The sequence below is a fragment of the Noviherbaspirillum sp. genome (assembly GCF_036563305.1).
Taxonomy (GTDB): domain Bacteria; phylum Pseudomonadota; class Gammaproteobacteria; order Burkholderiales; family Burkholderiaceae_D; genus Noviherbaspirillum.
In genome coordinates, this window is the sequence record NZ_DATCMQ010000017.1 from 38,017 (window position 1) to 50,440 (window position 12,424).

The window sequence follows — 12,424 nt, forward strand, 5'->3', positions numbered from 1 at the left end:
ACAAGTATGCCGCCGGAAAAATGCAAAGACCAGGCGCTGAAAACCGCGTCTCGGACGCGGAGCGGGATGACAGACTCTTCCCGATGCGATCTGCCCGATCGGGCCTGCAAAACGGCGGTGCACACCGCCGTTTTGCGTTTCTGCGTCAAGCGGCGAGCAACAGGAAGACCGTCGGCTTCTTGTGTATGTCCGGACCCTTGCCAGCCTTGATCGATTTCAGCCATACGCCTGCCGGTTGCGTCACTACCGTTTCCGACGCCAGCGTGAGGTCGGTTGCGACGCACAGCAACGTGTCCGCGCGGCAGGTCGACGCCAGCGCCTCCAGCATGGTGAGGTTCCGGTACGGTGTCTCGATAAACAACTGCGTCTGCTTTTCAGAACGCGAGCGGTCCTCCAGCATGCGGACACGCTTGCTGCGGGCTGCGGGGTCAGTCGGCAGGTAGCCATGGAACGCAAAGCTCTGCCCATTCAGGCCGCTCGCCATCAGCGCCAGCAGCAGGGACGAAGGACCGACCAGTGGCTTGACGACAATGCCTTCCTGATGGGCCAGGCGGACCAGGTTCGCGCCCGGATCGGCTACCGCCGGGACACCCGCTTCTGAAATAAGACCGGCGTGCATTCCTGCGCGCAGCGGCGCAAGCAGGGAGGGCAGCGCCGCGGCGTCCGTCTGTATGTTCAGCTCGCTGATACGGATCTCCTGCAGCGGCCGGGCCAATGGCCGGTTGTTCGCGATGAGCTTCAGGAATGCTCTTGCAGACTTGGCATTCTCCGCAATGAAATAGTCAAGCTGCGCGGCGATCGCCTGCACCGGGGCAGGCAGAACAGGCAGCAGGGGATCGGCTTCGCCTGTTCCGACAGGCCCTAGCGTGTTCGGAATGAGGTATAGAATGCCGGTCATCTCTCTTCAGCTCACAAAGAAAGGAAGCCCCGCCTGCCGCAGCATCGAGGTCAGGGCGATCAGGGGCAGGCCGGTCAGTGCGGTCGGATCCTGGCTTTCGATCTTTTCAAGAATGGCAATGCCCAGGCCTTCGTTCTTTGCGCTGCCCGCGCAGTCGTAGGGTTGCTCAATGCGCAGATACGCATCGAGCTCATGATCGGGCAGATCGCGGAACCTGACCAGGGTCTGGACATTGCAGATATGTACAGCGCCTTCGCTGTCCCCGCGGCGCGCATCCCGTAGGCACAGGGCAGTGTGGAAAATAACCTCTCTTCCGCGCATTGCCCGCAGCTGCTGCATCGCGCGTTCGTGGTTGCCAGGCTTTCCAATCTGCGCGCCGTCCAGGGTCGCAACCTGGTCCGAACCGATTACAAGCGCATCAGGATTGCTCCTGGCGATCACGCCCGCCTTGTCCCGTGCCAGGCGCAGCGCGGTATCTTCAGGGCGTTCATCCGGCAGCGGCGTCTCATCGACATCCGGTACCGCGACCTGGAACGGAATGTGCAGCCTGCTCAGCAACTCCTTCCTGTAGATGGAGCTGGAGGCCAGGATGAGGCGCGGGCGGGAGGTTGGGGCAGTCATGCTGGGGGTGGTCTCCTGCTTGGCTGAAAAAATCAGCCTAACACTTTGACGAATAAGGGAAAAGCCTGCTATTATCGCAGGTTTTCCGGGTTCGGATTATCGTATGAATGATCTCGTAATCGATGCATTCGAGTTCTGCCGGTCGAGAGAGCGCCGGGAAGGCGAGATAGCCGTTGCCGATCTGCCGAGGCTTGCAGAGGAATCGGTCGACAAGGCCGGTTCCGTGCGGTGGACACTCCACGGTGGCACGGAGCGGCATGGTCACCCGCAGCTCGAACTCGCGATCGCGGGTGCCGTGCACCTGGTGTGCCAACGATGCCTCGGGCCGCTGGAATTCGCGATCGACTCGAGCTCGGTGCTTGTGCTGGCGCCGGACGAGAAGAGCGCGGACGACATCGATGTCCAGCTCGACGACGAGGCGGTCGAGGTTATCGTCGGCAGCCACAGTTTCGATATGCGTCAGGTGATCGAAGACGAGGCGTTGCTCGCAATACCCCTGTCGCCGAAACACGATGCCTGTCCCGATGCGCCGCGGGTCATCGAGGAGGCGCCGGAAATAAAGAAAGAGTCACCGTTCGCGGTGCTCAAGAATTTGAAGAAGTAGCGATGCCGCAGCTGCGACGCGCGATCGTGAATTGATGGACGCAGCGAGAATTCCTGGACGGCAAGAAGTTGGCGGACGGGGTATGTTAAAATTTCAGATCTTAAGGTTTAGGAGTCATCATGGCCGTTCAGCAAAACAAGAAGTCCCCGTCCAAGCGTGGCATGCACCGTTCGCACGACCACCTGTCCGTTCCGCCGCTGGCAGTTGAGCCGACGACGGGCGAGACGCACCTGCGTCACCACATCAGCCCGAACGGCTACTATCGTGGTCGCAAGGTGCTCAAGACCAAGAACGACGAGTAATCCTCGGTCATTCACATAGCAAAAGCGGCGCGGAAGTTTGACTTGGCGCCGTTTTTTCATATGCTGCAACAGCGTACTGCGTCATTTTGAATCGCGCCGAATCTGGCCCGCTTACGGTTGGGGCGAGGCACTGAGTCAAAACAATGACAATAAAAATTTCCATCGACTGCATGGGCGGTGACCACGGCCCGTCGGTCACCATCCCAGCCGCTGTCTCCTTCGTCGAACATGAGCCCGGTGCCGAACTGGTTCTGGTCGGTCCCGAAGAACTCGTTCGCGCCGAATTGAAGAAGCATCGGGCAGCCGACCACCCGCGGCTCAGCGTCGTCAATGCAACGGAAGTCGTGACGATGGATGACCCGCTGGAAGTCGCCCTGCGCCGCAAGAAGGACTCGTCGATGCGCGTCGCGATCAACCTGGTCAAGGACGGCGCTGCGCATGCCTGCGTGTCGGCGGGGAACACGGGGGCACTGATGGCGGTGTCCCGCTACGTGCTGAAAACCATTCCCGGCGTCGACCGTCCCGCGATCTGCGCGCTCATCCCGAATCAGAAGGACGCGCCCACCTACATGCTCGACCTCGGCGCCAACGTCGATTGCGAACCGCAGCACCTGCACCAGTTCGCACTGATGGGTTCGGCGCTGGTGTCGGCTCTCGACGACAAGCCGCGGCCAACTGTCGGCCTGCTCAACAACGGCGAGGAAGAGATCAAGGGCAACGAGGTCGTCAAGCAGACGGCAGCCTTGCTGCGCGCGGATCACGAACGCGGTCTGCTGAATTTCTACGGCAATGTCGAGGGCAACGACATCTTCAAGGGCACGACGGACATCGTCGTCTGCGATGGCTTCGTCGGCAACGTGGTGCTCAAGGCGTCCGAGGGACTGGGGCGGTTTGTGAAGAGCGCGCTGACCTCGGAATTCAAGCGCAATCCGCTCAACCTGCTGGGCGCCCTGATTGCACGAGGCGCAATCAAGGCTTTTTCCCAACGGATGAATCCGTCTCGCTACAACGGCGCGAGCCTGCTCGGCCTTCGCGGCCTGGTGTTCAAAAGCCATGGCGGAGAGGACGCCTACGGTTTCGAATGGGCGATCAAGCGTGCCTACGAGGCCGCCAACCACGACCTTCTTGCCCGCATCACCGCAGCCATCGCGGAGCTGATGCCCGTGCAGCAAACCGCCGCGCCCGTCACTGCAGTGCCGGACGCCGAACAGAACTAACTCGATAGATAACGGAATGACTGTCTACAGCAAAATCATCGGCACAGGGAGCCATCTCCCCCCGCGGCGCGTGACGAACGATGAACTCGCGCAGCAGCTGGCCGCGAAGGGCATCGAGACGTCGGATGAATGGATCGTTTCCCGTAGCGGCATCTCCGCCAGGCATTACGCGGACGCGGGCGTTCAGTCGAGCGATCTTGCCGTCGAGGCATCGCGGCGGGCGATCGAGATGGCAGGGCTGAAACCGAACGACATCGACCTCATCATCCTTGCAACGTCGACGCCGGATCACTTCGGCGGATTCCCCAGCACGGCCTGCGTCGTGCAGCGCAAGCTGGAAATCACCAATGGCTGCCCGGCCATGGACGTGCAGGCGGTCTGCAGCGGCTTCGTGTACGCCGTGTCGGTGGCAGACAACTTCATCAAGGCCGGCGCGCACAGGAATGTGCTCGTGATCGGCGCGGAAGTGTTTTCCCGCATCCTGAATTTCGAAGACAGGACGACCTGCGTGCTGTTTGGCGACGGCGCCGGCGCCATCGTCCTCAGCGCCTCCGACCAACCCGGCATTCTTGCCACCAAGCTGCACTCGGACGGCTCGCATGGCGACATTCTCTGTGTACCCGGCAACGTCAACAATGGCGTGGTCGACGGGAGCGCGTTCCTCTACATGGATGGGCAGGCCGTCTTCAAGCTGGCCGTGTCCGTTCTCGAGAAGGTGGCCAACGAAGCCTTGCACGCCGCCGGCATGGAGGCATCGCAGGTTGACTGGCTGATCCCGCACCAGGCGAACATCCGCATCATGCAGGGCACGGCGAAGAAGCTCGACCTTCCGCTGTCGCGAATGGTCGTTACGGTGGACCAGCACGGCAATACGTCTGCCGCGTCCATTCCGCTGGCACTCGACGCCGCGGTGCGCGACGGCCGCGTCAAGCGCGGTCAGCATGTGCTGATGGAAGGCGTCGGGGGCGGCTTCACCTGGGGTGCGGTTCTCGCACGCATGTAACAACTATCTCATCCAATCGCATGACCAAATTAGCGTTTGTTTTTCCGGGCCAGGGATCGCAGGCCATCGGTATGCTGAACGGCTTTGCCGGGAATCCTGCCGTGCAGCAGACGGTCGCCGAAGCATCCGATGCCTTGCAGCTCGACCTGGCCAAGCTCATTGCCGAGGGACCGAAGGAGCAGCTCGACCTGACCACCAATACACAGCCCGTCATGCTGACCGCTGCCGTTGCCTTCTATCGCGCATGGCAGGCGGCTGGCGGGCAGGCGCCTGCCATGGTCGCCGGGCATAGCCTGGGCGAGTACTCGGCACTCGTCGCGGCGGGCGTGATCGCATTCAGGGACGCTGTCCCGCTCGTGCGCTTCCGCGCGCAGGCAATGCAGGAGGCGGTGCCGGTCGGGCAAGGGGGGATGGCAGCCATCCTCGGCCTGTCGGATGCAGATGTCCATGCCGCCTGCGCAGAGGCAGGTCAAGGCGAAGTGGTCGAGGCGGTGAACTTCAACGCGCCGGCGCAGGTAGTGATCGCCGGACACAAGGCGGCGGTCGAGCGTGCGTGTGAAGCGGCGAAGGCCAGGGGAGCAAAGCGTGCGCTGCCCCTGCCGGTTTCGGCGCCGTTCCACTCGTCGCTGCTGCGGCCGGCATCCGACCGCCTGCGCGACTACATGCAGGGCCTGACCTTCTCTGTCCCGCAAATCCCGCTGATCAACAATGTCGATGTGACGGTCAACAACGATGTGGCCGCCATCAAGGACGCGCTGGTGCGACAGGCGGCCAGCCCGGTGCGCTGGGTGGAGACCGTTCAGAAGATGCGTGCTGAAGGCGTTACCCATGTGGTCGAGTGCGGCCCCGGCAAGGTGCTGGCGGGCCTGACGAAGCGGATCGACGCCGAGCTGGTGGGCGAAGCGATCGTCGACCAGGCCTCCCTTGACAAGTTACTGGAGCAGTTCTCGTGAACCTGACGAATCAAGTTGCGCTGGTCACCGGCGCCTCTCGCGGCATCGGCCGCGCCATCGCCACCGAACTGGCGCGCCAGGGCGCGCGGGTGGTAGGGACTGCCACTTCTGAGGCAGGGGCTGCTGCGATCACGGAATACCTGCGGGCAGTCCGGCCGGATGCTGGCGCCGGAGCGGTGCTCAATGTGACCGACGCCGAAGCCTGTACGGCAATCGTCGACAAGGTCCAGAAGGAGTTTGGCGGCCTCTCCATCCTTGTCAACAATGCCGGCATCACCCAGGACCAGCTTGCGATGCGCATGAAGGAAGAGGAATGGGACGCGGTCATCGCAACCAACCTCACCGCAGTGGGACGTCTGTCCCGTGCCGTACTGCGCGGGATGATGAAGGCCAAGTCGGGTCGCATCATCAACATCACCTCCGTCGTCGGCTCCGCAGGTAACGCGGGGCAGATGAACTACGCGGCCGCAAAGGCCGGGGTCGCCGGGATGAGCCGTGCCCTGGCAAGGGAAATCGGCAGTCGCAACATCACCGTCAATTGCGTTGCGCCCGGTTTCATCGATACGGACATGACGCGCGAGCTCGGCGAGCAACAGGTCGCCGCGCTCATGCAGCAGATCCCGCTTGGCCGCTTCGGCCTTCCCGAGGATATCGCAGCAGCAGTCGCCTTTCTTGCATCGCCGCAAGCCGCTTACATTACCGGCACGACACTGCACGTGAACGGCGGCATGTACATGGCCTAGCGCCTTTTTGAGTGTTTTGGCTGGTGTTTCCGACTTGTTCGGAACAAAAGCCGAAACTGCATTTTCACTGCGCAAACCTGATAAAATGCGCGCACTTTCTGTAACCCACTGGAGGGATAATATGTCCGATATCGAACAACGCGTTAAGAAGATCGTAGCCGAACAACTGGGTGTCGCTGAAGCGGACATCAAGAACGAGTCGTCCTTCGTCGATGACCTCGGCGCCGACTCTCTCGACACCGTTGAGCTCGTGATGGCACTCGAGGACGAATTTGAGATGGAGATCCCGGACGAGCAGGCCGAGAAGATCACCACCGTGCAGCAGGCGATCGACTACGCCAAGGCGCACGTCAAGGCCTGATACCGGCCTAACACCGTTTTGACAGAATCCAGGAGAACCGCTTGAGCCGCTCACGTGAACGTCGCGTCGTAGTGACTGGTCTCGGTTGTGTTTCCCCCGTCGGCAATACCGTCGCCGATGCGTGGTCCGCACTTATCGAAGGCAAATCAGGCATTGCCACCATCACTAAATTTGACGCTACGCCTTTCTCGACCCGTTTCGCCGGTGAAGTGAAGGGCTTCAATATCGAGGAGTACATCCCCGGTAAGGAGGCGCGCCACATGGATACCTTCATCCACTACGGCATGGCGGCGGGCATCCAGGCGATGCAGGACAGCGGCTTGACGGTGACCGACGAGAATGCCGAGCGCATCGGCGTCATCGTCGGCTCCGGCATCGGCGGTCTGCCGATGATCGAAGAGACGCACGCCGAGCTCACGAACCGTGGTCCGAGGCGCATCAGCCCCTTCTTCGTGCCGGCGTCAATCATCAACATGATCTCCGGCCATCTCTCGATCAAGTACGGCCTCAAGGGGCCGAACATCGCAATCGTCACTGCATGCACCACCGGTCTGCATTGCATCGGCGCGGCGGCACGCATGATCGAGTACGGCGACGCCGACGTCATGATTGCCGGCGGCGCGGAATCGACCGTTTCGCCGCTTGGCGTCGGCGGCTTCGCTGCTGCCCGTGCCCTGTCGGCGCGCAACGACGATCCGGCGACCGCGTCCCGCCCTTGGGACAAGGATCGCGACGGCTTCGTCCTCGGCGAGGGCGCCGGCGTCATGGTGCTCGAAGAGTATGAGCACGCGAAGGCGCGCGGTGCGAAGATCTACGCGGAAGTGCTCGGCTTTGGCATGAGCGCCGATGCTTATCACATGACGGCGCCGCTGGAAGATGGCGACGGCGCCCGGCGCTGCATGGTGGCCGCCCTGAAAAACGCACAGATCGATGCCAGCCAGGTCGACTACGTGAATGCGCACGGCACCTCGACCCCGCTCGGCGACGTTGCCGAGACCATCGCGATCAAGCGCGCGCTTGGCGAGCGGGCAAAGAGCGTGGTCGTGAATTCGACGAAGTCCATGACAGGACACCTGCTTGGCGGTGCAGGCGGGCTGGAATCGGTATTCACCGTCCTCGCCGTCCACCATCAAATCTCGCCGCCGACCATCAACATCTTCAATCAGGATCCGGCCTGCGACCTCGACTATTGCGCCAATACGGCCCGCAAGATGCCGATCAACGTCGCAGTCAAGAACTCGTTCGGATTCGGGGGTACGAACGGTACCCTCATCTTCGGCAAGGCCTGATACGGCGCTTCCTTCGCACAAGCGAAGGAAGTCCGTCTCTGCCGTCATGTCCATCGCGACTACCGTTATCGTACGCGCGTCGCCGACCCTGTCGGCGATGGGCTGGCTGATGTCGCTCGGTGCCGTCGTGATCGGCGTTCTCATCGCATCCAGTCAGATAGGCGAGCTGCCTTCGTTACCGCAATTGCTGCTCTCGGCCTCAAGCATTTTCCTCGGCTTTTTTGGGTTTTATCATGGTGTCCAGCACCGGAAACACCAACATATCGATATCTCAGGTACGGGGCAGATTCGCCTTGTAGAAGTGGACGAAACTGGGGCTTGTTCTGCTGCTGATCGGCCTCACCTTAAGAAGAATGGTCAAGTAGTCCATCTGCTGCCGAGTTCCACGCTGTGGCGCCAGTTGCTTCTACTGCGCCTTCGTACCGAGACCGGGAGAATCATCAACGTGCCTGTCATGCCCGACTGTGTCTCGCCGGACGGCTTTCGAACGCTGTCCGTCGCGTGCCGCTGGATACTCAGCCAGCGCAGTTCGACCGACAATGCGCAGGCCTAGATTTTTCTGCATTCCGGGTTGAACTAAATACATTTCCTCAGGTCAACTACACCAGCCGCGTGAATGTTGCAATGAAACAAGGGAACGGGGATTGACGACAGAACGCGATATCGATCAACTGCTTGTCGAGCGTGTACAGCGCGGCGATAAAAAAGCGTTCGAGCTATTGGTGACCAAATATCAACGGAAGCTGATGCGGCTCGTATCGCGGCTGGTTCGCGACCAGGCGGAAGCGGAGGACGTCGTGCAGGAAGCCTTTATCAAGGCCTATCGCGCGCTGCCGCAGTTCCGTGGCGACTCGGCCTTTTATACCTGGCTCTACCGCATCGGCATCAATACGGCGAAAAATTATCTGGTCACCCAGGGAAGGCGTGCGCCGACATCGACCGAGGCCGACGCAGAGGAGGCCGAGACGTTTGATGACGGCGAACACCTCAGGGACATCAATACCCCTGAGTCGATGCTGGCGACAAAGCAGATTGCAGAGACAGTAAATGTGGCAATGGATGCACTGCCGGACGAGCTGCGGATAGCGATTACATTGCGCGAAATAGAAGGCTTGAGCTACGATGAAATCGCTGAAGCAATGGGATGTCCGATCGGCACTGTTCGCAGTCGGATTTTCCGCGCACGAGAGGCGATCGCCGAGAAGCTCCGACCCTTGCTCGGAACAGCAATCGACAAGCGCTGGTAGCATTGCCGACAGGGATGCGGACGGCGTAACAACAATGAGGTTGGTGCAGCCTCGATGAGGTAGGGATGAACACGAACGACACACGACGGGAACAAATTTCTGCACTGGCCGATGGGGAGCTGGTTGATGCACAGCTGGACCAGGCATTGGCCGCACTGCGGGATGGGGCAGCCAGGGACGATTGGGAGCTCTACCATCGGATCGGTGACGCGCTGCGTTCCGAGGAGATTGCGGACGTCGAACTGCGACCGGACTTCTCCGCCCGGTTTGCCGCCCGCCTGGATGCCGAACCGACGATCATCGCACCGACCGCGCTGCCCGCGAAGGACGAATCACCCGCACCCGCGAATGTCCGCCGATGGGCAGTTCCCGGCTTTGCCGCAGCCGCAGCAATGGCCGGTGTTGCCTTCTTCACGACGCCACAGCTGATGGTCGCGATCAACGGCACGCCTTCCCTGGAAGCGGGCCAGGCAATCGTGGCCGAAGTCCAGCCGGTGGAAGGCACCACACAGTTGACGCAGGGCGCCGGAGCTACCGCCGCTGGCGAAGTCGTACTGCGCGACGCACGGATCGATGACTATCTTTTCGCGCACCAGCGCTATTCCCCGTCTGTATTCAGCAGCGCGCATTACGCTCGGTCCGCGACGCTTGCAACTGAACCCGGTAAATAATCTGTATGCGGCAAACACACGCAGTGCTCAGGTTTGTCGTCACCCTGTCGGTTTTCCTCACGTTTTCCGCCTCGGCCGAAACCGCTGACCCGGCGGCAGAGGCGCGCAACGCGAGGGGCTGGCTGAAGAAGATCCAGACGGCGGCACAGCACCTGAATTACACAGGCACATTCGTCTACCAGCAGGGCAGCGAGATGCGCACCTCCCGCATCACGCATATCCAGGACAGCAAGGGCGAGCTCGAGAAGCTCGAGGTACTGGATGGCAGGCCCCGCGAGTACATCCGCAAGAATGACGAAGTCATCTGCTACGTACCGGAGACCAAAACCCTGCTTGTCGAGAAAAGGACGGCCCACGACGTCTTCCCCGCGATCCTTGCGACCAATTCGGACGAACTGGGAGAGCTCTACGACGTCCGCCGGGCGGAAAGCGGTCGCGTTGCAGGCCGCGAGTGTCAGGCCATCCTGCTGGAGCCGAAAGACAAGCTGCGATATGGCTACAAGCTCTGGGCGGACAAGGCATCGGGCCTGCTGCTGCGGGCACAGACGCTGAACGACAAGGGCGAGACCGTTGAACAAATCGCGTTCACCCATATATCGATTGGTGACGCTGATCGATCTAAAGTGAAGCCGAGCTTCCCTAACACAGAAGGCTGGCGCGTGGAGAACGCGTTGATGAGCCAGGTGAACCTGTCCGCATGGAGCGTCAAGTCGCTTCCCCCGGGCTTTCGCAAGGTGAGGGAAGTGAAACGCCTCGTGTCGGATACCTCGACCGCCGGGGGGCAATCGGTACAGCGGGACGTGTCACAGATCGTGTACTCGGACGGACTTGCCGCCATCTCGGTCTTCATCGAGCCCGGCAGCCAGAGCCGCACGGAAGGATCGATGCAGCAGGGGGCTGTTAATATTGTCGGCAAGCGTCAGGGCGACTACTGGCTTACCATCGTAGGCGAAGTGCCCCTGGCTGCGATCCGGCAGGTAGCCAATTCGGTGGAGTTCAAGTCTAGATAGTACAAGAACATGGATGCCAAAAAGACAATCTTGCCCGCCCAGAGCCTGATCCTTTCCGTCCTCGTCGCGGCGTGCACAGTCCTCGCTGTGCCGGTCAGTGGCGTGGCGCAAACCGCGCAGGCAGCGCCGAGCGTAGCCGGCCTTCCCGATTTCGCCGATCTGGTGGACCGCACCGGCCCGGCGGTCGTCAACATCCGTACTACCGAGCGCGTCAAGCCAGGGCAGGGCGCCGCACCGGGTGCAGAAGACGAAGAGATGCAGGAATTCTTCCGCCGCTTCTTCGGCGTACCCATGCCGAAGGCGCCCCAGCCGGATCGCCAGCCGCGCCGCAAGCAAGGGCCGCAGCAGGAGGAGGAAGTGCCGCGCGGCGTCGGATCCGGGTTCATCATCTCTCCTGATGGCTTCGTCCTCACCAATGCGCACGTGGTCGAGGGTGCCGACGAGGTCTATGTGACGCTCACGGACAAGCGCGAATTCAAGGCGAAGATCATCGGCGTCGACAAGCGCACCGACGTTGCAGTCGTGAAGATCGAGGGCCAAAACCTGCCGCGCCTCACGATCGGGGACCCAAGCAAGTTGCGGGCGGGAGAATGGGTGATTGCCATTGGCTCGCCGTTCGGCCTCGACAATACCGTTACCGCCGGCATCGTGTCGGCGAAAGCCCGCGATACCGGCGACTACCTGCCGCTGATCCAGACCGACGTCGCTGTCAATCCCGGCAATTCCGGTGGGCCGCTGATCAACATGCGCGGCGAGGTCATCGGGATCAATTCGCAGATCTACAGCCGGTCCGGCGGCTACATGGGGATTTCGTTTGCCGTTCCGATTGACGAGGCGATGCGCGTGGCCGAGCAATTGCGTACGGCGGGTCGCGTCACCCGTGGCCGTATCGGCGTGCAGATCGGCGAAGTGACCAAGGACGTCGCGGAATCGCTCGGCCTGGCCCGGGCGCAGGGCGCACTGGTACAACGGGTGGAACCCGGCGGGCCGGCTGAAAAAGGTGGGCTGGAAGCGGGTGACATCATCCTGCGATACAACGGCGCGCAAATCGAAAAGTCGTCCGACCTGCCACGGCTGGTGGGCGCGACCAAGCCGGGCACCCGCTCGACGGTGACGGTCTGGCGCAAGGGGGCGAGCAAGGAGCTGCCGCTGACGGTTGCCGAATTGGAGCCCGAGGCCGTTGCCAAGAAGGAAGAACGCAAGTCCAAGCCTGAGCAGACGCCTAACGCGCTCGGGCTCGTGGTGAGCGACCTTTCGGAGGCGCAACGCAAGGAACTGAAGGTGGACGGCGGCGTCATTGTCGACGCATCCGAGGGGGCGGCTGCGCGTGCAGGGCTGCGGACCGGCGACATCATCCTCCGTCTGAACAACAGCGACGTGAAGGACGCGCGCCAGTTCAATGCCCTCGTCGCCAAGCTTGAACCCCGCAAGCTGGCAGTGGTCCTGGTACGCCGCGGCGACGCTTCCCAGTTCGTGCCGATTCGACCGGCAGGACAATAAGTGGT

15 protein-coding genes are annotated in these 12,424 nt (G+C 61.7%); 13 read left to right on the plus strand and 2 right to left on the minus strand.

Features of this window, described 5'->3' with window-relative positions:
• Positions 1–145 precede the first annotated feature (145 nt).
• A complete protein-coding gene (locus VIM12_RS19805; RefSeq protein ID WP_331943960.1) occupies positions 146–898 on the minus strand; it encodes an SAM-dependent methyltransferase in 753 nt (250 codons plus the stop codon).
• A 6-nt stretch (positions 899–904) separates the two neighbouring features.
• Positions 905–1,519, minus strand: coding sequence for a Maf-like protein (locus tag VIM12_RS19810; RefSeq protein ID WP_331943962.1), 615 nt, complete (start codon positions 1,517–1,519; stop codon positions 905–907).
• 103 nt (positions 1,520–1,622) lie between these two features.
• On the opposite strand from VIM12_RS19810, the gene VIM12_RS19815 reads away from it, so the two are divergent.
• The 13 genes from VIM12_RS19815 (at position 1,623) to VIM12_RS19875 (ending at position 12,419) form a co-directional block, all read left to right on the plus strand.
• A complete protein-coding gene (locus VIM12_RS19815; RefSeq protein WP_331943964.1) occupies positions 1,623–2,123 on the plus strand; it encodes a YceD family protein in 501 nt (166 codons plus the stop codon).
• A gap of 119 nt (positions 2,124–2,242) precedes the next feature.
• Positions 2,243–2,425: a 50S ribosomal protein L32 gene (rpmF, locus tag VIM12_RS19820; RefSeq protein WP_057293158.1), complete on the plus strand. Its 183-nt coding sequence runs from the start codon at positions 2,243–2,245 to the stop codon at positions 2,423–2,425.
• Between the two features lie 143 nt (positions 2,426–2,568).
• Positions 2,569–3,642: a phosphate acyltransferase PlsX gene (gene plsX / locus VIM12_RS19825; RefSeq protein WP_331943972.1), complete on the plus strand. Its 1,074-nt coding sequence runs from the start codon at positions 2,569–2,571 to the stop codon at positions 3,640–3,642.
• Positions 3,643–3,658: 16 nt separating this feature from the next.
• Complete coding sequence (locus tag VIM12_RS19830) at positions 3,659–4,645, plus strand: beta-ketoacyl-ACP synthase III (RefSeq protein ID WP_331943974.1); 987 nt, start codon at positions 3,659–3,661, stop codon at positions 4,643–4,645.
• 20 nt (positions 4,646–4,665) lie between these two features.
• Positions 4,666–5,598, plus strand: coding sequence for an ACP S-malonyltransferase (gene fabD, locus VIM12_RS19835; RefSeq protein WP_331943976.1), 933 nt, complete (start codon positions 4,666–4,668; stop codon positions 5,596–5,598).
• Positions 5,595–6,341 carry a 3-oxoacyl-ACP reductase FabG gene (gene fabG, locus VIM12_RS19840; protein ID WP_331943978.1) on the plus strand — a complete coding sequence of 249 codons (747 nt, stop codon included), beginning with the start codon at positions 5,595–5,597 and terminating at the stop codon, positions 6,339–6,341. Before fabD ends, fabG begins: the two co-directional genes overlap by 4 nt.
• Positions 6,342–6,462: 121 nt before the next feature.
• A complete protein-coding gene (acpP, locus tag VIM12_RS19845) occupies positions 6,463–6,702 on the plus strand; it encodes an acyl carrier protein (RefSeq protein WP_040041346.1) in 240 nt (79 codons plus the stop codon).
• Positions 6,703–6,743: 41 nt separating this feature from the next.
• A complete protein-coding gene (gene fabF, locus VIM12_RS19850) occupies positions 6,744–7,991 on the plus strand; it encodes a beta-ketoacyl-ACP synthase II (RefSeq protein WP_331943984.1) in 1,248 nt (415 codons plus the stop codon).
• Positions 7,992–8,037: 46 nt separating this feature from the next.
• Positions 8,038–8,544 (plus strand): protein YgfX, encoded by a 507-nt coding sequence (locus VIM12_RS19855; RefSeq protein ID WP_331943986.1) that lies wholly within the window; start codon positions 8,038–8,040, stop codon positions 8,542–8,544.
• A gap of 91 nt (positions 8,545–8,635) precedes the next feature.
• Positions 8,636–9,238: an RNA polymerase sigma factor RpoE gene (gene rpoE, locus VIM12_RS19860; RefSeq protein ID WP_040041344.1), complete on the plus strand. Its 603-nt coding sequence runs from the start codon at positions 8,636–8,638 to the stop codon at positions 9,236–9,238.
• 65 nt (positions 9,239–9,303) lie between these two features.
• Entirely contained in the window at positions 9,304–9,909 is a 606-nt protein-coding gene (locus tag VIM12_RS19865) for a sigma-E factor negative regulatory protein (RefSeq protein WP_331943988.1), read from the plus strand.
• Positions 9,910–9,914: 5 nt separating this feature from the next.
• On the plus strand, positions 9,915–10,919 hold the full coding sequence (locus tag VIM12_RS19870; RefSeq protein WP_414691813.1) for a MucB/RseB C-terminal domain-containing protein: 1,005 nt from the start codon (positions 9,915–9,917) through the stop codon (positions 10,917–10,919).
• A gap of 9 nt (positions 10,920–10,928) precedes the next feature.
• The gene (locus VIM12_RS19875) at positions 10,929–12,419 is read left to right on the plus strand and encodes a DegQ family serine endoprotease (RefSeq protein ID WP_331943992.1); all 1,491 of its coding nucleotides are present in this window, start codon (positions 10,929–10,931) and stop codon (positions 12,417–12,419) included.
• Positions 12,420–12,424: the final 5 nt, after the last annotated feature.